At 65.9% G+C, this 19,234-nt stretch carries 17 protein-coding genes; 12 read left to right on the top strand and 5 right to left on the bottom strand.

Annotated features, from left to right (window positions below; genetic code table 11):
- Positions 1-3 precede the first annotated feature (3 nt).
- The 12 genes from murD (at position 4) to IB269_RS11460 (ending at position 14,031) form a co-directional block, all read left to right on the top strand.
- Positions 4-1,956 carry a UDP-N-acetylmuramoyl-L-alanine--D-glutamate ligase gene (murD, locus tag IB269_RS11515; protein ID WP_192367200.1) on the top strand — a complete coding sequence of 651 codons (1,953 nt, stop codon included), beginning with the start codon at positions 4-6 and terminating at the stop codon, positions 1,954-1,956.
- Positions 1,953-3,218, top strand: coding sequence for a putative lipid II flippase FtsW (ftsW, locus tag IB269_RS11510; RefSeq protein WP_012203399.1), 1,266 nt, complete (start codon positions 1,953-1,955; stop codon positions 3,216-3,218). Before murD ends, ftsW begins: the two co-directional genes overlap by 4 nt.
- Positions 3,215-4,309: an undecaprenyldiphospho-muramoylpentapeptide beta-N-acetylglucosaminyltransferase gene (murG, locus tag IB269_RS11505; RefSeq protein WP_012203400.1), complete on the top strand. Its 1,095-nt coding sequence runs from the start codon at positions 3,215-3,217 to the stop codon at positions 4,307-4,309. The genes ftsW and murG overlap by 4 nt, the downstream gene beginning before the upstream one ends.
- On the top strand, positions 4,306-5,739 hold the full coding sequence (gene murC, locus IB269_RS11500; RefSeq protein ID WP_013804106.1) for a UDP-N-acetylmuramate--L-alanine ligase: 1,434 nt from the start codon (positions 4,306-4,308) through the stop codon (positions 5,737-5,739). Before murG ends, murC begins: the two co-directional genes overlap by 4 nt.
- A complete protein-coding gene (locus IB269_RS11495) occupies positions 5,736-6,716 on the top strand; it encodes a D-alanine--D-alanine ligase (protein ID WP_192367199.1) in 981 nt (326 codons plus the stop codon). Before murC ends, IB269_RS11495 begins: the two co-directional genes overlap by 4 nt.
- A complete protein-coding gene (locus IB269_RS11490; protein WP_013804104.1) occupies positions 6,713-7,513 on the top strand; it encodes a cell division protein FtsQ/DivIB in 801 nt (266 codons plus the stop codon). Before IB269_RS11495 ends, IB269_RS11490 begins: the two co-directional genes overlap by 4 nt.
- A gap of 84 nt (positions 7,514-7,597) precedes the next feature.
- Positions 7,598-8,827: a cell division protein FtsA gene (gene ftsA, locus IB269_RS11485; protein ID WP_012203404.1), complete on the top strand. Its 1,230-nt coding sequence runs from the start codon at positions 7,598-7,600 to the stop codon at positions 8,825-8,827.
- 119 nt (positions 8,828-8,946) lie between these two features.
- Positions 8,947-10,185, top strand: coding sequence for a cell division protein FtsZ (gene ftsZ, locus IB269_RS11480; protein WP_012203405.1), 1,239 nt, complete (start codon positions 8,947-8,949; stop codon positions 10,183-10,185).
- A 93-nt stretch (positions 10,186-10,278) separates the two neighbouring features.
- Positions 10,279-11,202 carry a UDP-3-O-acyl-N-acetylglucosamine deacetylase gene (gene lpxC, locus IB269_RS11475; RefSeq protein WP_012203406.1) on the top strand — a complete coding sequence of 308 codons (924 nt, stop codon included), beginning with the start codon at positions 10,279-10,281 and terminating at the stop codon, positions 11,200-11,202.
- A gap of 13 nt (positions 11,203-11,215) precedes the next feature.
- Positions 11,216-11,392, top strand: a complete 177-nt coding sequence (locus IB269_RS11470) for a hypothetical protein (protein WP_012203407.1) — start codon at positions 11,216-11,218, stop codon at positions 11,390-11,392.
- A 395-nt stretch (positions 11,393-11,787) separates the two neighbouring features.
- Complete coding sequence (locus IB269_RS11465; RefSeq protein WP_192367531.1) at positions 11,788-13,095, top strand: coproporphyrinogen-III oxidase family protein; 1,308 nt, start codon at positions 11,788-11,790, stop codon at positions 13,093-13,095.
- A 6-nt stretch (positions 13,096-13,101) separates the two neighbouring features.
- Entirely contained in the window at positions 13,102-14,031 is a 930-nt protein-coding gene (locus IB269_RS11460; protein ID WP_012203409.1) for an alpha/beta fold hydrolase, read from the top strand.
- On the opposite strand, the gene ruvC is transcribed toward IB269_RS11460, so the two are convergent.
- Genes ruvC through IB269_RS11435 form a run of 5 tightly spaced genes read right to left on the bottom strand, consistent with a single transcriptional unit; the run spans position 14,007 to position 19,183 of the window.
- A complete protein-coding gene (gene ruvC / locus IB269_RS11455; RefSeq protein WP_012203410.1) occupies positions 14,007-14,555 on the bottom strand; it encodes a crossover junction endodeoxyribonuclease RuvC in 549 nt (182 codons plus the stop codon). The two genes, IB269_RS11460 and ruvC, sit on opposite strands and share 25 nt — an antisense overlap.
- 17 nt (positions 14,556-14,572) lie before the next feature.
- On the bottom strand, positions 14,573-15,289 hold the full coding sequence (gene mtgA, locus IB269_RS11450; RefSeq protein WP_012203411.1) for a monofunctional biosynthetic peptidoglycan transglycosylase: 717 nt from the start codon (positions 15,287-15,289) through the stop codon (positions 14,573-14,575).
- Positions 15,290-15,296: 7 nt separating this feature from the next.
- Positions 15,297-16,166, bottom strand: coding sequence for a shikimate dehydrogenase (aroE, locus tag IB269_RS11445; protein WP_192367198.1), 870 nt, complete (start codon positions 16,164-16,166; stop codon positions 15,297-15,299).
- Between the two features lie 38 nt (positions 16,167-16,204).
- Positions 16,205-17,068, bottom strand: coding sequence for an energy transducer TonB (locus IB269_RS11440; RefSeq protein WP_012203413.1), 864 nt, complete (start codon positions 17,066-17,068; stop codon positions 16,205-16,207).
- A 36-nt stretch (positions 17,069-17,104) separates the two neighbouring features.
- A complete protein-coding gene (locus IB269_RS11435; protein WP_012203414.1) occupies positions 17,105-19,183 on the bottom strand; it encodes a ribonuclease catalytic domain-containing protein in 2,079 nt (692 codons plus the stop codon).
- Positions 19,184-19,234: the final 51 nt, after the last annotated feature.

Here is a 19,234-nt window from a genome sequence, read left to right as displayed (position 1 = left end):
TGCATGAACACCGAAGACTTCAAGACCGACCTCCACGCACTGCCGGCCACCGAGCCCGTCGTGCCGGCGTCCCCTGCCGAGCTTGTCGAGCTGGCGGACCCGGCCGGAATGCCGGGCCTCCCTCCCGAGGGGCAGGTGGTTGCGGACCCGGTCCTGGACGATTCACTGGCTCCCGTGCCAGCCGGCGACGGCGAGGCGGAGCTTCCGGCCGCCGAGGTGCCGCAGGTGCCGCAGGTGTCTGTGGCCCTGACCGAGCCCGTGCCCGACATCGCCACGCTGACGGCAGCCAAGGATGCTGCCGCCTTCGTGGCCCAGATCTTTGCGGACCCCAGCATCTCCGACTCGTCCGACGCCGAGGTCACGCCCCTTGCCGCCGAAGAGGCGGTTGAATCCGAACAGGTGCTGCCGCCCGTGGCTGCCGGCTGGCCCGGCGAGCAGGTCCAGCACCTGCAGGGCCAGCGCGTGCTCGTGCTGGGTCTGGGCGCCTCGGGCCTGGCCATGGCACGCTGGTGCGTGCGCTGCGGCGCCGAAGTCATCGTGGCCGATACGCGCCAGGCACCGCCCCAGCTGCAGCAGCTGTCCACCGAATTGCCCCAGGTGCGCTTCGTGCCCGGCGAGTTCACGGCGCAGCTGGTGGACGGCCAGAGCCTGGGCCTGGTCTACCGCTCACCCGGCCTGAGCCCGGCCGCCGTGGCGCCCGTGGTCGATACGGCGCGCGCTCAGGGCCTGCCCGTGGGCGGCGAGCTCGATCTCTTCGCCATGGCGCTCAAGGCCCTGGCCGCAGCCCATGGCTACCGTCCCACGGTGCTGGGCATCACCGGGACCAATGGCAAGACCACGGTCACCTCGCTGACCGGCCAACTGCTGGAGCATGCGGGCCTGCGCGTGGCCGTGGCCGGCAATATCGGCCCCACGCTGCTGGACACGCTGACGCAGGCCATCGATGCCGAAACGCTGCCCCAGGCCTGGGTGCTGGAGCTGTCCAGCTTCCAGCTCGATGGCGTGCAGATGTTCGAGCCCACGGCCGCCGCCGTGCTCAACATCACCCAGGACCATCTGGACTGGCACGGCAGCCTTCGCGCCTATGCCGATGCCAAGGCCGGCATCTTCGGCAGCAGCGGCACCATGGTGCTCAACCGCGAAGACCCCGAGGTCATGCGCATGCTGCCGGCGCCCGTGGTGCCGCCGGGCAAGCGCCAAAAGCCCCAGCAGCGCGCCCACATCACCTTCGGCGGCGACATGCCGCGCCGCCCCGGCGACTTCGGCCTGGAAGTGGTCAGCGGCATGACGTGGCTGGTGCGCGCCCATGAGGCCGACGAAACCGCCAAGGGCAAGAACGCCGAAGACCTGTACATCCAGCGCCTCATGCCTGCCGACGCACTGCGCATCCGCGGCCGGCACAACGCCATCAACGCCCTGTCCGCCCTGGCCCTGGCCAGCGCGGGTGGCTGCACGCTGGCGCCGCTGCTCTATGGACTGCGTGAGTACCGGGGCGAGCCGCACCGCGTCCAGCCCATTGGCCGCGTCAACGGCGTGGAGTACTACGACGACAGCAAGGGCACGAACGTGGGTGCCACCGTGGCCGCGCTGTCCGGCCTGGGACCTGACCACCGCATCGTGGTCATCCTGGGTGGCGACGGCAAGGGCCAGGATTTCTCTCCGCTGGTCGCGCCTGTGTCGCGCCATGTGCGCACGGCCGTGCTGATCGGCCGCGACGCCGGCCGCATCCGCGCCGCCCTGCAGGACTGCGGCGTGCCCCTGGTCGATGCCACAACCATGGCCGACGCCGTGGAGCTGGCCGCCTCGCGCGCCCATGAGGGCGATGCCGTGCTGCTGTCGCCCGCCTGTGCCAGCCTGGACATGTTCCGCAACTACGAGGACCGGGCTCATCAGTTCGTCGATGCCGTGCGCGCCTTGGCGCTGGATGCCGGGCATGAACTCGGAGGTGCTGCATGACCGCCGTATCGCAGGTCCTGGGCCGCATGCGCTCCTGGTTCGGAGGCGCGCAGGAGAAGGCCATCGACGTGCTGCCCGTGCGCCTGGGCGGTCCCCAGTACCACCGGCCCACGCAGACGCCGGCCAGCGTGCTCGGCCTGGACCAGGCCCTGATCTGGGTGGTCATAGGCCTGCTGGCCTGGAGCCTGATCATGGTGTATTCGGCGTCGATCGCCATGCCGGACAATCCGCGCTTCGGCAAGATCGCGCCCACCCATTTCCTGATGCGCCATGCCATGTCCATCGGCATGGCCTTCGTCGGCGCGCTGCTGGCCTTCCAGGTGTCCATGGCCACCTGGGAGCGCATGGCGCGCAAGCTCTTCCTGGTGTCCCTGGTCCTGCTGGTGGCCGTGCTGATCCCGCACGTGGGCACCGTGGTCAACGGCGCGCGGCGCTGGCTGTCGCTGGGCATCATGAATTTCCAGCCGTCCGAACTGGCCAAGTTCGCCGTGCTCATCTATGCGGCCGACTACATGGTGCGCAAGATGGAGGTCAAGGAGCGCTTCTTCCGCGCCGTGCTGCCCATGGGGCTGGCCGTGGTGCTGGTCGGCGTGCTGCTGCTGGCCGAGCCCGACATGGGCGCCTTCATGGTGATCGTGGTGATCGCCATGGGCATCCTGTTCCTGGGCGGCGTGAATGCGCGCATGTTCTTCCTGATCGCGGCCCTGGTGGTTCTGGCCTTCGTGCTGATCATCGCCACCTCCGAATGGCGGCGCGAGCGCATCTTTGCCTACCTCAATCCCTGGGATGAAAAGCACGCCCTGGGCAAGGGCTACCAGCTGTCGCATGCGCTGATCGCCATCGGTCGCGGCGAGATCTTCGGCGTGGGCCTGGGCCGCAGCGTCGAGAAGCTGCACTGGCTGCCCGAGGCGCACACCGACTTCCTGCTGGCCGTGATCGGCGAGGAATTCGGCCTGGTCGGCGTGCTCTTGATCGCCGTCACCTTCCTGTGGCTGACGCGCCGCATCATGCTCATAGGGCGGCAGGCCATTGCGCTGGACCGGGTGTTCTCCGGGCTGGTGGCCGAGGGCATTGCGATCTGGATGGGTTTCCAGGCCTTCATCAACATGGGCGTGAACCTGGGCGCGCTGCCGACCAAGGGGCTGACGCTGCCCCTGATGAGTTTCGGCGGCTCGGCCATTTTGATGAATCTGATAGCGATAGCGGTGGTGTTAAGGGTGGACTACGAGAACAAGTTGCTGATGAAGGGAGGGCATGCATGACACAGCAGCCCATCTCCCAAGGCACGCAACGCCAGCGCACGGCCCTGATCATGGCCGGCGGCACGGGCGGACATATCTTCCCGGGCCTGGCCGTGGCCCAGGCCCTGCGCGAGCGCGGCTGGAACGTGCGCTGGCTGGGCGCGCCCGGCTCCATGGAGTCGCGCATCGTGCCCGCCCAGGGTTTCCCGCTGGAGACCATCGAGTTCTCGGGCGTGCGCGGCAAGGGCATCATGACCCTGGCCTTTTTGCCCATGCGCCTGCTGCGTGCCTTCTGGCAGGCGCTGGCCGTGGTGCGCCGCGTCAAGCCCGACGTGGTGGTCGGTCTGGGTGGCTACATCAGCTTCCCCGGTGGAATGATGGCCGTGCTGGCCGGCAAGCCCCTGGTGCTGCATGAGCAGAACTCCGTGGCCGGCATGGCCAACAAGGTGCTGGCCAGCGTCTCCCACCGCATCTTCACCGCCTTCCCCAACGTGTTCCCCAAGGGCCGCTGGGTCGGCAACCCCTTGCGCCAGGCCTTCACCGAGCAGCCCGCACCCGAGCAGCGTTTCGCAGGCCGCAGCGGTCCGCTGCGCCTGCTGGTGGTGGGCGGAAGCCTGGGCGCCAAGGCGCTCAACGAGATCGTGCCCCAGGCGCTGGCCCTGATTCCTGCCGATGTGCGGCCCGTCGTGCTGCACCAAAGCGGCGCCGCGCAGATCGATGCCCTGCGCGCCAACTATGCTGCCGCAGGCGTCGCGGCCGAGCTGACGCCCTTCATCGACGACACGGCGCGCGCCTTTGCCGAGGCCGATGTCATCGTCTGCCGCGCCGGTGCCAGCACGGTCACCGAGATCGCGGCCGTGGGCGCCGCAGCCATCTATGTGCCCTTCCCGTCCGCCGTGGACGACCACCAGACCACGAACGCGCGTTTCCTGGTCGATGCCGGTGGTGGATGGTTGATGCAACAAAGCGCACTGACTGCCCAAAGCCTGGCCGAAATGCTACAAAATATGCAGCGTGCGACGCTGCTGGAGCGCGCTGGAAAAGCCAAGAAAATGCAAAAGACCGATGCCACCGCCGAGGTGGTCGCCGCCTGTGAGGAACTGGCCGCATGAAGCACGCCATTCATCACATCCATTTCGTCGGCATCGGCGGCGCCGGAATGAGCGGCATCGCCGAGGTGCTGCACAACCTGGGTTACGCCATCTCGGGCTCGGACCTGTCCGACAGCGCCACGCTGCGCCGGCTCGCCGGCCTGGGCATCGCCACCCACGTCGGCCATGCGGCCGCGCACATCGAAGGGGCTGACGCCGTCGTCACCTCCACCGCCGTGCAGTCCGACAATCCCGAGGTGCTGGCCGCGCGCGAGCGCAAGATCCCCGTCGTGCCGCGTGCGCTCATGCTGGCCGAGCTCATGCGCTTCAAGCAGGGCATCGCCATCGCGGGTGCCCATGGCAAGACCACGACCACCAGCCTGGTGACCAGCGTGCTGGCCGAGGCCGGGCTGGACCCGACCTTCGTCATCGGCGGCAAGCTCAACAGCGCGGGCGCCAACGCCAAGCTGGGCCAGGGCGACTACATCGTGGTCGAGGCGGACGAGTCCGATGCCTCCTTCCTGAACCTGCTGCCCGTGATGGCCGTCGTCACCAACATCGACGCCGACCACATGGAAACCTACGGCCATGACTTCGGCAGGCTCAAGGGCGCCTTCGTCGATTTCCTGCACCGCATGCCGTTCTACGGCCGAGCCATCGTCTGCGTGGACAGCCCGGCCGTGCGCGAGATCCTGCCCCAGGTGGCCCGCCCCGTGACAACCTATGGCTTTGCCGAGGATGCCCAGGTGCGCGCCCTCAACGTGCGCGCCGAAGCTGGCAGCATGCATTTCACGGTGCGCCGCAGCAACGGCCAGAGCTATCCCGACCTGGACGTGGTGCTGAGCCTGCCGGGCGAGCACAACGTGCTCAACGCGCTGTCGGCCGTGGCCGTGGCCATGGAGCTGGAGATCTCCGACGACGCGCTGCTGCGTGCCTTCGAAAGCTTCAAGGGCGTGGGCCGGCGCTTTCAGCGCTATGGCGAACTGGCGACTGCCGACGGCGGCAGCTTCACCGTCATCGACGACTATGGCCACCACCCCGTCGAGATGGCGGCCACGCTGGCCGCCGCTCGTGGCGCCTTCCCGGGCCGTCGCCTGGTGCTGGCATTCCAGCCGCACCGCTACAGCCGCACGCGCGACTGCTTCGAGGATTTCGTCAAGGTCATCGGCCTGGCCGACGCCGTGCTGCTGACCGAGGTCTATGCGGCCGGCGAGGCGCCCGTGGTGGCGGCCGACGGCCGCTCGCTGACACGCGCCCTGCGCGTGGCCGGCCGTGTCGAGCCGGTGTTTGTGGAAAACGTTGCCGAGCTGCCGGCGGCCATTGCCGTCAATGCCCGCGATGGCGACGTGTTGTTGTGCATGGGGGCAGGCTCGATTGGCGCCGTGCCCGGAAAGTTGGTTGAAATGCTTCAGAAACAAGAGCTGCAGGCGCAGCAGGGAGCTGTGCAATGAGCAGCTTCGGCACCCAGATCGATGTCAAGGCCCTGGGCAAGGTGGCCGTGCTGTTGGGCGGCCGCTCGGCCGAGCGCGAGGTCTCGCTGATGTCGGGCACGGGCGTGCTCAAGGCCCTGCTGTCGCATGGCGTGGACGCCCATGCCTTCGACCCCGCCGAGCGCGACCTGGGCGAGTTGAAGAAGGAAGGGTTCGACCGCTGCTTCATCGCGCTGCACGGCCGCTACGGCGAAGACGGCACGGTGCAGGGCGCGCTGGAGCTGCTGGGCATCCCGTACACGGGCCCCGGCGTGATGGCCTCGAGCATCGCCATGGACAAGATCATGACCAAGCGCATCTGGCGCTTCGAGGGCCTGCCCACGCCGGACTGGCGTCTGGTCGCCAGCGCAGGCGAGACGCGCGCCGCGCTGCAGGCGCTGGGCGCGCCCATGATCGTCAAGCCCTCGCGCGAGGGCTCGACCATCGGCCTGACCAAGGTCTGGACGGCCGAGGAATGCGAGCAGGCCTATGTGCTGGCCTCCCGCTACGACCCCGAAGTGCTCTGCGAAGAGTTCATCGAAGGCGACGAGACCACCTGCCCCGTGCTCGGCACGGGCGAGGGCGCCCATGCGCTGCCCGTGATCCGCATCGTCGCCCCCGAAGGCAACTACGACTACCAGAACAAGTACTTCACCGACGACACCAAGTACCACTGCCCCAGCGGACTGCCCGCCGAGGAAGAGGCCGAGATCCGGCGCATCGTCGTGCGGGCCTTCCGCACGCTGGGCTGCCGCGGCTGGTCGCGCGCCGACATCATGATCCGCGCCAGCGATCGCAAGCCCTTCCTGCTGGAGATCAACACCTCGCCGGGCATGACGGGCCACTCGCTGGTGCCCATGTCGGCCCGCGCCATCGGTGTCAGCTACGAGAACCTCTGCCTGGGCATCCTGGCCAACGCCGCGCTGGACGCCGCGCAACCGGAGCAGGAGCACGCATGAGCTACTCCCTGCCGGCCCCCTTCGACGTCAAGCTCATGAACGTGACCGCCACGGTCCTGTTCGTGGGCGTGGCTGCGCTGGGGCTGGCAGCGGTGAGCTGGTGGGCGCTGCGCCACCCGGCCTTCAACATCGGCCGCATCGTGGTCGAGGGCGAGCTGGTGCACAACAACACGGTGACGCTGCGCGCCAACGTGGCGCCCGTGCTCACGGGCAACTTCTTCACCGTGGACCTCAAGGGGGCCAAGGCGGCATTCGAGCAGGTTCCCTGGGTGCGCGAGGCGCAGGTGCGCCGCGACTATCCCAACAGCCTGCGCGTCATCCTGCACGAGCATGTGGCCGAGGCCTTCTGGGGCCCCGATTCGGGCACCGGCCTGATCAACAGCTTTGGCGAGGTCTTCGAGGCCAACCTGGGCGAGCTCGACCGCGACGGCCTGCCGCGCCTGCAGGGCCCCGAGGACAGCGCCCCGCAGATGCTGCAGATGTACCGGCTGCTGGTGCCGGCGCTGGGGCCGCTGGATGTGGAGATCGACGGGCTCACGCTCAATGCGCGCGGAAGCTGGCAGCTCAGGCTGGCCAATGATGCACAGATCGAACTGGGTGGCGGCAGCGTGGAAGCCGTGCTGCAGCGCGTGCAGCGCTTCGTGCGCACGCTGCCCCAGATCACGACCCAATACAAGCGCAAGGCCGACGCCATCGAGTCGGCCGACCTGCGCTACGAAGACGGATATGCGCTGAGGCTGCGCGGGGTGACCACCGGCACGGCCAAGGCGCCGGCTGCAGTGCGTCCCCGACGCTGAAGACGAGGGAGGAAAGACCTATGTACACGCACACCATGCAGCGACACAGCGACAGGACAGAACCAACCGGGGGCGGATGCTGATATGGCAAGAGAATACAAAGATGTGATCGTCGGACTGGACATCGGCACGGCCAAGGTCATGGTCGTGGTCGCCGAGGTCCTGTACAACGGCGAACTCAAGCTCGCCGGCCTCGGCGTGGCCCCGAGCAACGGACTCAAGCGGGGCGTGGTGGTGAACATCGACGCCACCGTGCAGAGCATCCAGCAGGCCTTGAAAGAGGCCGAGCTGATGGCCGACTGCAAGATCCAGCGCGTGTGCACCGGCATCACCGGCAGCCACATCCGCGGCCTGAACTCCAGCGGCATGGTGGCCATCAAGGACAAGGAAGTCACGGCCACCGATGTGGCGCGGGTGATGGAGACGGCCAAGGCCATCAACATCTCCTCGGACCAGCGGCTGCTGCTGGTCGAGCCGCAGGAATTCGTGATCGACGGCCAGGAAGTGCGCGAGCCCATCGGCATGAGCGGCATCCGCCTGGAAGCCAAGATCCACATCGTCACGGGCGCGCAGAGCGCGGCCGAGAACATCATCAAGTGCGTGCGCCGCTGCGGCCTGGAGGTCGAGCAGCTGCTGCTCAACCCGCTGGCATCGAGCCAGGCCGTGCTCACCGATGACGAGCGCGAGCTGGGCGTGGCCGTGGTCGATATCGGCGCGGGCGCCACCGACGTGGCCATCTTCACGGGCGGCGCCATCCGGCACACGGCCGTCATCCCGATCGCGGGCGACCTGATCACCAGCGACATCGCCATGGCGCTGCGCACGCCGACCAAGGACGCCGAGGACATCAAGGTCGAAAGCGGCTATGCCAAGCAGCTGCTGGCCGACCCCGATGCCCAGGTCGAAGTGCCGGGCCTGGGCGACCGCAGCCCGCGCATGATCAGCAAGCAGGCGCTGGCCGGCGTGATCGAGCCGCGCGTGGAAGAGATCTTTTCTTTGGTGCAGCAGGTGGTGCGCGATTCCGGCTACGAGGAAGTTCTGTCCTCGGGCATCGTGCTGACCGGCGGCAGCGCCGTCATGCCGGGCATGGTGGAACTGGGCGAGGACATCTTCCTCAAGCCCGTGCGCCGCGGCATCCCCAAGTATTCGAGCGCTCTGGCAGACATGGTGGCCCAACCCCGCGCCGCCACCGTGATGGGATTGCTCGAAGAGGCCCGCCTGGCTCGCCTGCGCGGTTTCAAGGTGGCACAAAAGAGTGGGTCGATGAAGACCGCTTTTGGCCGTTTCAAAGACTTCATCGTGGGGAACTTTTGATATGTGCTTTCATCGACTGCGCATTACCGGCCCGCCCACCGGCTTCCGAATACCGGACAGAAGACAGAATTTTCCCCAGACGGTGGTGACCACTTACAGAGAGCTACAGGAGAACCAACATGCCCATCGACATGATTGAAGTTGAAGAATTCAACCAGGGTACGCAGATCAAGGTGATCGGCGTTGGCGGCGGCGGCGGCAATGCCGTCGAGCACATGATTGCGCGCAACGTGCAGGGTGTGGAATTCGTCTGCGCCAACACCGACGCGCAGGCGCTGCTGCGCAGCAGCGCCCACCGCACCATCCAGCTCGGTGGCAGCGGCCTGGGCGCGGGCAGCAAGCCCGACAAGGGCCGCGAGGCTGCCGAAATGGCCGAGGACGACATCCGCACCGCCATCGAAGGCGCGCACATGCTGTTCATCACGGCCGGCATGGGCGGCGGCACGGGCACGGGCGCTGCGCCCGTGATCGCGCGCGTGGCCAAGGAAATGGGCATTCTCACCGTGGGCGTGGTCACCAAGCCCTTCGAGTGGGAAGGCGGCCGACGCATGGCCAACGCCGACAGCGGCCTCAACGAGCTCGAAGCCAATGTCGATTCGCTGATCGTCGTGCTCAACGAGAAGCTGCTGGACGTGCTGGGTGACGACATCTCGCAGGACGAGGCCTTTGCCCATGCCAACGACGTTCTCAAGAACGCCGTGGGCGGCATCGCCGAAATCATCAACGAGTACGGCCATGTGAACGTCGACTTCGAAGACGTGCGCACCGTCATGGGCGAGCCCGGCAAGGCCATGATGGGCACGGCCAAGGCCGCCGGCCCCGACCGCGCGCGCATCGCCGCCGAGCAGGCCGTGGCCTGCCCGCTGCTGGAGGGCATCGACCTGTCGGGCGCCAAGGGCGTGCTGGTGCTGGTCACGGCCGCCAAGGGCAGCCTCAAGCTGTCCGAGTCGCGCCTGGCCATGAGCACCATCAATGCCTATGCCTCGCCCGATGCGCATGTGATCTACGGCGCCGCCTACGACGACACCCTGGGCGACGAGATCCGCGTCACCGTGGTCGCCACCGGCCTGTCGCGCCCCAGCGCACGCCGCCAGAACATGCAGGTGGTGCAGGGCGGTCTGCGCACCGGTACCGACAACATGAGCTACCAGCTGCCCTCGGCCTCCATGGGTGCCGCCACGGCAGCCGGCGGCCTGGTCGGCGGTGCCGCTGGCGGCGCCGACTATGCCAACAACATGTCGGTCCCCAGCGTCTGGCGTACCAACCGCACGCAGGCCGCTGCCCGCGTCGATGCCCTGGCCTCCGGCGGCATGGACGATCTGGAAATCCCGGCCTTCCTGCGCAAGCAGGCTGACTGAGCAGCGGCCCATACGGTCGCTGCATAGCCGTGATAGCGAAAGCCGTGCCAGGGCCATGCCCTGCGCACGGCTGCCGCGTTCTAAAATAGCCGGATGCTCCAACAACGCACCATCAAGACGATCACCCGTGCCGTTGGCGTGGGCCTGCACAGCGGCCAGCGCGTCGAGTTGACGCTGCGACCCGCGCAGCCCGACACCGGCATCGTGTTCCGTCGCGTGGACCTGCCGGAGCCTGTGGACATCCCGATCTCGGCCGAAGCCGTCACCGACACGCGCATGGCCTCCACCATCGGCACCGGCGGCGCCAAGGTGCATACCGTGGAGCACCTGATGTCGGCCATTGCCGGCCTCGGGCTCGACAACATCTATATAGACATCACCGCCGAGGAAGTGCCCATCCTCGACGGCTCCTCCGCCTCCTTCGTGTTCCTGCTGCAAAGCGCGGGCATCGAGCTGCAAAAGGCTCCCAAGCGCTTCATCCGCGTCATCCGCCCCGTCGAGGTGCGTGAGGGCGAGGGCCAGAACCTCAAGTGGGCGCGCTTCGACCCCTACCACGGCTTCAAGCTGCGCTTCGAGATCGACTTCGCCCATCCGGCCGTGGACTCCACGGGCCAGTGCGTGGAGTTCGACATGGGCGAGGACAACTATACGCGCGACATCGCACGCGCGCGCACCTTCGGCTTCACCAAGGACGTGGAAATGCTGCGCAGTCATGGCCTGGCGCTGGGCGGCGGCATGGACAACGCCATCGTCATGGACGACTACAAGGTGCTCAACAGCGACGGCCTGCGCTACGACGACGAGTTCGCCAAGCACAAGATCCTCGACGCCATCGGCGACCTGTACCTGATCGGCAGGCCGCTGCTGGCCGCCTACAGCGCCTTCCGCTCGGGCCACGGCATGAACAACCAGTTGCTGCGTGCCCTGCTGGCCCAGCCTGACGCCTGGGAACTGGTCAGCTTCGACAGCGAGCGCCAGGCGCCCAAGGGCTTCGCCCAGCCCGCGCGGGCCTGGTGAGGCGAGCGCCGCCATGCTGATCTTCCGCTGGCTGGCCACCCTGCTGCTGCTGGCCTCGGCCGTCTCCTTCGCGTTCTACCTGGGCACTGGCCGACCGCACTACAAGCGCTGGGGCTTCATCATCCTCAAGTGGACCGTGATTGCCGGCGTGACCTTCTTCGCCGTGCTGTTCTTTGGACGCATCGTCTGAGACCTTGAGCGGATTCCAGGCTTCAGCTACTCGGCAAGGCTTGGTGAAAACACCCAGACCGTAGTACGCGTGGGGCTCAATAGGATATATCTGATCTTTTTCTTCATATTTTCAGAGCTGTCCTATTTATCGATTCTCATGAATCTTTTAGCTTTTTGGTACCTGGCGGGCGCTTGTGGCAAGTGCCTGCCGGGGCAAAAAATGCTAAAGGAGACTTCATGCATATCAGCTGTATTACCCGAGAGCAGGCCCATCGATTCATTAATGAAGAAATGAGACGTCCTCAGAGCAACAAGGTGTTGCATGCCCACCCGAGTCCGTTGTATTGGAGGGGCTCGAATGGGGAAGAAAATGATCGTTGGGAGGCGCGCAGAGAATCAAGCAATACCCGTTCAATGAATGCCAATTTCTATATAGGCATACCTTATTGCCTCCCTACTACACCAAATCATTGCGGTTTCTGTCTATTCCCCACGCAGGACTATGGCGGGAATGGCGCCATGTTGAAATATCTCGATTATCTGGAGAAAGAGGCGCAGATGATGGCGTGTCATCTTCGCCATGATAGGTTTTCATCTGTTTATGTGGGGGGAGGCACTCCAAATTTGTTGCACGCCGAGGACTATATTCGGCTAATGAATATCACTAGGCGTATTTTTGGTGAACCGTCGGAAGGCGTGGAGCGAACGCTTGAAGGTATTCCCCAACTTTTCAACCATGACAAGGTTCAAGCCATAAAAGAGGCGGGTTTCAACAGAGTCAGCATGGGGGTGCAGCAGATGAGCGACAGGCTCATTCGATACAGTGGTCGAAGGCAGACCCATGAGCAGGTGATCAGCGCCCTGGAAGAGTTCAATGCTGCACGCCTTTCCGTCAACGTAGACCTCATTTATGGCTGGCCTGAGCAAACCTTGCATGACATGTTGCGCGATCTTCGTGAAGTCTGCGATCTCGGTGTGCGCCATATCACGCTATATCAACTCAATATCGCTGGTCGAAGTGATTTCAGCCGACAGCAGCGAGATCTGTTGCCCTCGTTCGAGAATACGTACGAGATGTATGAAGCTGCTTGCAGCTATCTGGGATCGCGTGGCTTCCGTCAGGCAACGCTTTACGATTGGGAGCGCATCGAAAGTGAGGCGGGGAGATTTTCGCATGAAAATGCCGAGCGCTATCAATATGAGCAGCAGCTTCGCGAATTTCTTCAAAAGGATACCGAGGGTGTGATGGCGGTGACCTGCAACATGGTCGGCATCGGCTATGCGGCCATCAGTGGCTGCATGACTTGGCCAAATGAAGGCGGGCCAAACTGGATACAGATGAACAAGCGCTCAATGCAGGGCTACTTCGAATGCATTGATGCTGGTATTTTGCCAGTAGAAAAATACTTCGAATATACGCCGGAGGATCTTCGTTTGGTCTATATATTTCAACAATTGCAGACTATGAAGATTGATCGGACTACCTATGAGCAGGCATTTGGTACGGAGGTAGTCCAAGACTATGCGCCCATATGGGATGAACTGGATGCACGGCAATGGATAGAGAAATCTGAGTCTACCATTCGCATGGTGGGTCTGGGGCGGTTCTTGATTCCGATGATTCAATCATTGTTCTCGCATGCCCGCTTGCAGGAGATGCGTATGGGCCGCGATGCAATTCAGGCTGAAGGCAAGCGCTTCATCCAGATTTCAAAAGGTTGACGGCGCATGCAGAAAATCTATGTACCGACCAGGGATGGCCATGTCATCGTGCTGACGCGCATCGGCCCTTCGGAGGGGCCAGTGGTGGCCGTGACGCATGGCACGTTTTCTAACGTCACCTCATGCAAGAGACTAGGTAGATTCCTCGCTTTACAAGGTTATGGCGTTTGGCTGTTTGATTGGCGCGGGCATGGGCTGAATCCGCCAACCACCCACGACTACGACTTAGAAACGGTGGCCGAAGAGGACATTGAAAGCGCTCTCGGTGAGATTCATCGTCAAGAGGAGGGGCGGCGCTTGACGCTCATAGGGCATAGCGGTGGAGGTATTGCCGCTGCCATCTGGGCTGCGCGTCGGCCCGATCGGGCGCATGCGTATCTGGCTGGCCTAGTGCTGCTTGCCGCCCAGGTGACCCATGCGGCGGCAACTTTTGCGTCGTGGGCTGCAATCAAGGGCTACAGGGCCTGGATTGCCCGCAGACAATGGCTTACCGCGAGCGGCATGGTCGGTCCCGAGAGGGAAAGCGCCCGCCTGATGCGCCAGTGGTGCTATTGGAACCTGCAGCGCAAATTCGTCGGTTATGACGGCATGGACTATTTGCGCAGGCTAACCGAGGTTCGTATTCCCGTTCTGGCGCTTGCGGGATCTGCCGACCGTGTGATCGCCCCTTGGCAGGGGTGCGAAGCTCTAGCCAGGGCTTTTGGAGGTAAGGACATCGAATTCCTGCTGTGCGGCAAGGCCACCTGTTTTCAGGAGGACTACAGTCACAGCCGGCTGTTGATGGCGGGCAACGCGCAGTCCGACGTATATCCACGGATCGCGCAGTGGATGAAGCTGAGGATCGGCGCCGCATCATCCTTAGAGCCTGCTCACGGTCTCGCGGGAGACGGAGCGCAGTGCTCCGAGGCGCCTCAATACACTCTTCCGCCCTTGTAGACGGCATGCTGGCGGCGCTGCAGCTGCGTGACCTCGGCCATCTTCGACATGGCGGCGCCCGCATGGGCGTGGGTGATGGCCAGGCCCAGGGCGTCGGCTGCGTCGGTGCCGGGCAGGCCGGGCAGTTGCAGCAGGCGGCGCACCATTTCCTGAATCTGGCTCTTGGCCGCGCGGCCGTGGCCGGTCATGGCCTTTTTCATCTGCAGCGCCGTGTATTCGGCGACCGGCAGGCCCGCATTGACCAGGGCCGTGAGCGCGGCGCCGCGCGCCTGGCCCAGCAGCAGCGTGGACTGGGGGTTGACGTTGACGAAGACGATTTCCACGGCCGAGGTGTCGGGCTGGTAGCGGCTGGCAACTTCCGAGATGCCGTCGAACAGCAGCTTGAGCCGGCCCGGCAGGTCGCCGAGCGCGATGCCGGTGGTGCGGATGGTGCCGCTGGCCACATAGGCCAGGCGGTGGCCGTCGACGTCGATCACGCCGAATCCCGTGGTCTGCAGCCCGGGGTCTATTCCAAGAATGCGCATGGCGTGACTGTAGCCGTTCAGGGGATGACGGCGCTGGGCATTCTTTGCATGACCGTGCGCGTGCGCTGCAGCAGATAGCCGGAGTTGGGCAGCTTCTCGAAGCGCTTGGGCTGAGGCAGCATCACGGCCAGGCGTGCGGCCTCGGCCGCGCTGAGCTGTGAGGCGCTCTTGCGGAAGTAGTGGCGGGCTGCAGCCTCCGCGCCAAACACGCCCTGGCCCCATTCCACGCTGTTGAGGTAGATCTCCAGGATGCGCTGCTTGCTCAGCATCAGTTCCAGCAGCTGGGTCAGCACCAGTTCCTGCCCCTTGCGCAGCAGGCTGCGTTCGCCCGACAGCAGCAGGTTCTTGGCCAGCTGCTGGGTGATGGTGGAGCCGCCGTAGATCTTGGGAGCCTTGCCGTTGTCTGCCTTCTGGGCACGGGCTTCGGCGCGCTGGTTGCGCTGCCAGGCCTTCTCGATGGCCTCCCATTGCACCCCGTGGTGTTCGGTGAAGCTGTCATCTTCGGAGGCGATGACGGCGCGCTTGAGCGTGGGCGCGATGCGGTCGTAGGGCAGCCATTGCTGGCTCCAGTGCAGGCCTTCGGAGCTGCGCAGCATCTGCCAGGCCTCGGAGCGCTGAAAGGCCGTGGATTCAGGATCGACCACCACCATCAGCGCAATGCGCAGCACAAAGAACAGCTGCAGCAGCAGGCCGGCGCACAGCACCAGCAGCAGGGCGCGTGCCAGGGATTTCATAAAGCGCTCAGCCGCCTTGAGCAATATGGGCGCGCAGCTCGTTCAGCACCTGGGCCGACGGGGGGCGCACGCCGCGCCACAGCGCGAACGATTCGGCCGCCTGCTCCACCAGCATGCCCAGCCCGTCGCGGGCCTGGGCGCCATGGTGCTCGGCCCATTGCAGGAAGCCCTGGGCTGCGGCGCCGTACATCATGTCGTAGGCCAGGCTGCCAGGCCGCAGCACGCGGGCCGGCACGGGCACCTCGGCACCGGCCAGGCTGCTGGCGGTGGCGTTGATGACCACGTCGAAATCCTCATCCACGGCCTGCTGCTCCAGCGCCACCAGTTCCACGCCATGGTGCGCGGCGATGGCGGCATGGCGCTGCACCAGGGCCTGGGCGCGCTCGAAGGTGCGGTTGACCACGGCGATGCGGCGCGGGCGCTCGGCAAGCAGCGAGCCCAGTGCGCCGGCTGCGGCGCCTCCCGCGCCCAGCAGCAGCAGGTCGCGCCCGGCCAGCGGCACGCCCGCATTGCGCACGATGTCGGCCACCAGGCCCAGGCCGTCGGTGTTGTCGGCATGGATGCCGTCCGCCGCCAGCACCAGGGTGTTGGCGGCGCCGGCCAGTTGCACGCGCTCGCTGGAGGTGGTGGCCAGCTGTGCTGCTTCCAGCTTGAAGGGCACGGTGACATTGCAGCCGCGCCCGCCTGCCGCGACAAAGCCGCGCACGGCCTCGGCAAAGCCTTGCAGCTCCACATGCTGGCGCTCGTAGTGCAGGTCCTGCCCGCACAGTTCGGCAAAGCGGGCATGGATCCAGGGCGAACGGCTGTGCGCGACGGGGTTGCCCATGACGCAGTAGCGGTCGGAGGAGGAGGTGGCGGCGGCGGCGGCGGAAGTCATGTCGGAAAAGGAGAGTGCGCGAAGACAAGAGGAGGGCGCTACTGCACCGTCGTCTGCAGCGTCTGCTCGCGGGTGAACTTGAAGCGCGAGACCACGGCGATCTGGTCGGCCTTGGCGCGCATGGCGGGGCCGAAATGGCCGAAGGGGCCGGCCGCACGCGCAATGGCCTCGGCCCGGGTGTCCAGCAGGCGGTTGCCCGAGCCCTGCACGATCTCGGTGGACAGCACCCGCCCGTCGTGGTTGACGGTGAGGATCATGACCAGCTCGCCGTAGAGCTTCTTGCCGGCCTGCTCGGGGAAGTTCTCCGTGCCCTTGTCCTCGACCTTGCGGCGCAGGCCGTCGTAGTAGATGGCGTAGACGGCCTCGCGCGTGGACGGGCTGATATAGCGCTTCTTGGGGCGGGCGTTTTCCTCGTTGATGCGCTTTTCGATCTCGGCCAGCAGCTTTACCAGCTGCTGGCGCTTTTCCTGCTGGGCCTGCTGCTCCTTGGTCTGCTTGGCCGCCTCGCGCGGGTCCAGCGGCGGCAGGGCCGCGACCTGCTTGCGCAACTGCGTCAGCAAGACGGTCTGCTGCTCCTGCATGGAGTCGATCTGGCGCTGGCGTTCCTCGAAGTCGTCGCCCACGGCCGTGAGTGCCGAGTAGGGCATGGGGCTGGAGGCCCGGCCCTTGTCGGCCTCGCCGCCTCCGGCCAGCGAGGTCTGCGCGATGGCCTGCGCCTTGTCGGGCTGCTCGTTGGCGCGGGCATTGACCAGGATGACTTCCAGCGGCGTGTCCTGGAACACACGGTCGAAGCGCTCCGGGTCGATGAACCGGAACGAGAACAACCCGGCATGCAGGGCGATGGAAACGCCCAGTGCCAACTGCAGCGTGCTCAGGGAACGGAGGGCGGTAGGCAGTTTCACGTCAGATCTGGGGCAGTTGCTCGGATGTGAGGCAGGTCAGGGCTGGGCGGGGTCGGCCGCCGGTGTGCCATCGGTCTCGTTCATGTCCACGGCGATGGCGATGGGGCCGGCCACGGCTTCCTCGTCATCCTCGGCGCTGTCTTCGGCGCCATCGGCAGCGGCCGCCGCATCGCCATCCAGGCGCTCGATCAGCGTGCCCGAGACATCGAGCGCGATCTCGTCGATCTCGCCCAGGCGCACGCGCACATGGGCGCCGCGCGGCAGGCCGGTGACGCCCAGCACGGGGAAGACCAGGGGCAGGTCATCGGCACGAACCAGCAGGCCGCCGCCCATGCCTTCCTTGATGACGGTGGCCGTCAGCTCGGTGATGGCGTGCTGCTGCAGATACTTGAGCGTCCAGAACCGTTCCATGCCGGCCTGGTAGCCGTTGTAGGCGCTGTAGGCACCGTCGAAGCTGCTGATGATGCCGAACAGCTCGGCATCCTTGGGCTTGAACGGTGCGGCCAGGGCGGCGGTCTTGCCGTGGCGCGCGCAGGCAATGATCTGCCACTGGTTGACCAGGTCCACGTAGCGGCGCAGCGGCGAGGTGGCCCAGGCGTAGCTCTTGACGCCGATGCCTGCATGGGGCTGCGCCTTGGTGGACATGCGCACCTTGATGCCGGGCGCCAGGCTGGCCTGGCTGCGGTAGATGCCGGGCACGCCGAGCTCGGCCATCCAGCCGCCCCAGGTGCTGTTGGCCACGATGGCGGCCTCGGCCACGATCAGGTCCAGCGGCGCGCCGCGCTTGCGCACGCTGATCTCCACCTGCTCGTTGCCGCGGGGCTCGGCGCCGCCGTTGCCCACGAGGCGGAAGTTGTAGTCGGGGCGGTTGAAGTTCTCGGGCTTGCCGCGCACCAGTTCGCGCCCGGCCTTCAGGTGCTTGGCCCAGCGCTGCAGGAACGTCAGTTCGGCGCGCTTGCCTTGCAGCACTTCGGGCGTGCCCTCGACCTCGAAGGAGGGGTCGGCCAGCCACTGCTCGGTGACGATGTGGTCCAGCTTGTCATGGCGGAAGTTGACCTGCACGGGCACGCGCTCCAGGCGCGTCTCGCTGGCCGTGGTCTCCAGCGTGGCCTCGTCCACGGTGACGTACAGCGACACGGCGGGGTTGGCGCGGCCTTCGTCCAGCGTGTAGATCTGCACCACCTCGTCGGGCAGCATGGTGATCTTGTAGCCGGGCATGTAGACGGTGGACAGGCGCGAGCGGCCGAGCTGGTCCAGCGGCGTGCCCGGCACGATGGCCAGACCGGGCGCGGCAATGTGGATACCCACGGTGACCGTGCCCGTGCCCAGGCCGCGCACCGACAGCGCATCGTCGATTTCGGTGGTGGCCGAGTCATCGATGGAAAACGCCTGGACCTCGGCCAGCGGCAGGTCGGCCGGTGGCTGGGGTGCCTGCAGGGCCGGGAACTGCGTGCCCTTGGGGAAGTGGTCGAACAGGAAGCGCTTCCAGTGGAACTCGTAGGCCGATTCAATGGCGCCGGCCCTGTGCAGCAGGTCCAGCGGGGCCAGGCGCGTGGCGCGGCTGGCCTCGACCACGGCCTTGTATTCGGCGGCGTTCTTGTCGGGGCGGAACAGGATCTTGTAGAGCTGCTCGCGGATGGGGCCGGGGCATTCGCCGGCGCCCAGTTGCTCGGCCCAGGCCGTGATCTGGGCCTGGATCTGCTTTTTCTTTTCTATGCCGGCCAGCGCCTGCTGCAGGATCTCGGCCGGCGCCTTCTTGAAGCGGCCCTTGCCGGAACGGCGGAAGTAGTGCGGGGCGTCGTAGAGGCGGAACAGCGCGCCGGCCTGCTCGGCCAGCGTGGCCTTGTCCGAGAAATAGTCGCGTGCAAGGTCGGCAAAGCCGAATTCCTCCTCGGGGGCGAATTCCCAGGCCAGGTCCAGATCGATCTGGGCGGCCTGCGCCTGCGCCTGGGCGATCAGTTCGGCAGGCGCCGGCTTGTCGAACTTGAGCAGGATGTTGGCCGACTTGACCTTGACCCGTTTGCCCGAGTCCAGCTCCACCTGGGCGGAGGTGTCGGCTTCGGAGAGGATGCGGCCGGCCAGGAACTTGCCGGATTCTTCAAACAATGCGTGCATAGCCCGACATTCTCCCATGCTGCGGCTGGCAGCTGCCGCGCAGTCTTGCGC

The sequence above is a fragment of the Delftia sp. DLF01 genome (assembly GCF_014852125.1).
In the GTDB taxonomy this organism is placed as follows: Bacteria; Pseudomonadota; Gammaproteobacteria; order Burkholderiales; family Burkholderiaceae_C; genus Comamonas; species Comamonas acidovorans.
This window is presented reverse-complemented; position numbering and strand designations above follow the sequence as displayed.

What these genes read in the sequence shown, in the direction of transcription:
- murD (WP_192367200.1), top strand. Translation starts at nt 4, where the DNA reads ATGAACACCGAAGACTTCAAGACCGACCTCCACGCACTGCCGGCCACC.
- IB269_RS11435 (WP_012203414.1), bottom strand. Translation starts at nt 19,183, where the DNA reads ATGCACGCATTGTTTGAAGAATCCGGCAAGTTCCTGGCCGGCCGCATC.
- ruvC (WP_012203410.1), bottom strand. Translation starts at nt 14,555, where the DNA reads ATGCGCATTCTTGGAATAGACCCCGGGCTGCAGACCACGGGATTCGGC.
- lpxC (WP_012203406.1), top strand. Translation starts at nt 10,279, where the DNA reads ATGCTCCAACAACGCACCATCAAGACGATCACCCGTGCCGTTGGCGTG.
- murC (WP_013804106.1), top strand. Translation starts at nt 4,306, where the DNA reads ATGAAGCACGCCATTCATCACATCCATTTCGTCGGCATCGGCGGCGCC.
- IB269_RS11470 (WP_012203407.1), top strand. Translation starts at nt 11,216, where the DNA reads ATGCTGATCTTCCGCTGGCTGGCCACCCTGCTGCTGCTGGCCTCGGCC.
- ftsW (WP_012203399.1), top strand. Translation starts at nt 1,953, where the DNA reads ATGACCGCCGTATCGCAGGTCCTGGGCCGCATGCGCTCCTGGTTCGGA.
- aroE (WP_192367198.1), bottom strand. Translation starts at nt 16,166, where the DNA reads ATGACTTCCGCCGCCGCCGCCGCCACCTCCTCCTCCGACCGCTACTGC.
- IB269_RS11460 (WP_012203409.1), top strand. Translation starts at nt 13,102, where the DNA reads ATGCAGAAAATCTATGTACCGACCAGGGATGGCCATGTCATCGTGCTG.
- murG (WP_012203400.1), top strand. Translation starts at nt 3,215, where the DNA reads ATGACACAGCAGCCCATCTCCCAAGGCACGCAACGCCAGCGCACGGCC.
- IB269_RS11490 (WP_013804104.1), top strand. Translation starts at nt 6,713, where the DNA reads ATGAGCTACTCCCTGCCGGCCCCCTTCGACGTCAAGCTCATGAACGTG.
- ftsZ (WP_012203405.1), top strand. Translation starts at nt 8,947, where the DNA reads ATGCCCATCGACATGATTGAAGTTGAAGAATTCAACCAGGGTACGCAG.
- ftsA (WP_012203404.1), top strand. Translation starts at nt 7,598, where the DNA reads ATGGCAAGAGAATACAAAGATGTGATCGTCGGACTGGACATCGGCACG.
- IB269_RS11495 (WP_192367199.1), top strand. Translation starts at nt 5,736, where the DNA reads ATGAGCAGCTTCGGCACCCAGATCGATGTCAAGGCCCTGGGCAAGGTG.
- mtgA (WP_012203411.1), bottom strand. Translation starts at nt 15,289, where the DNA reads ATGAAATCCCTGGCACGCGCCCTGCTGCTGGTGCTGTGCGCCGGCCTG.
- IB269_RS11465 (WP_192367531.1), top strand. Translation starts at nt 11,788, where the DNA reads ATGAATGCCAATTTCTATATAGGCATACCTTATTGCCTCCCTACTACA.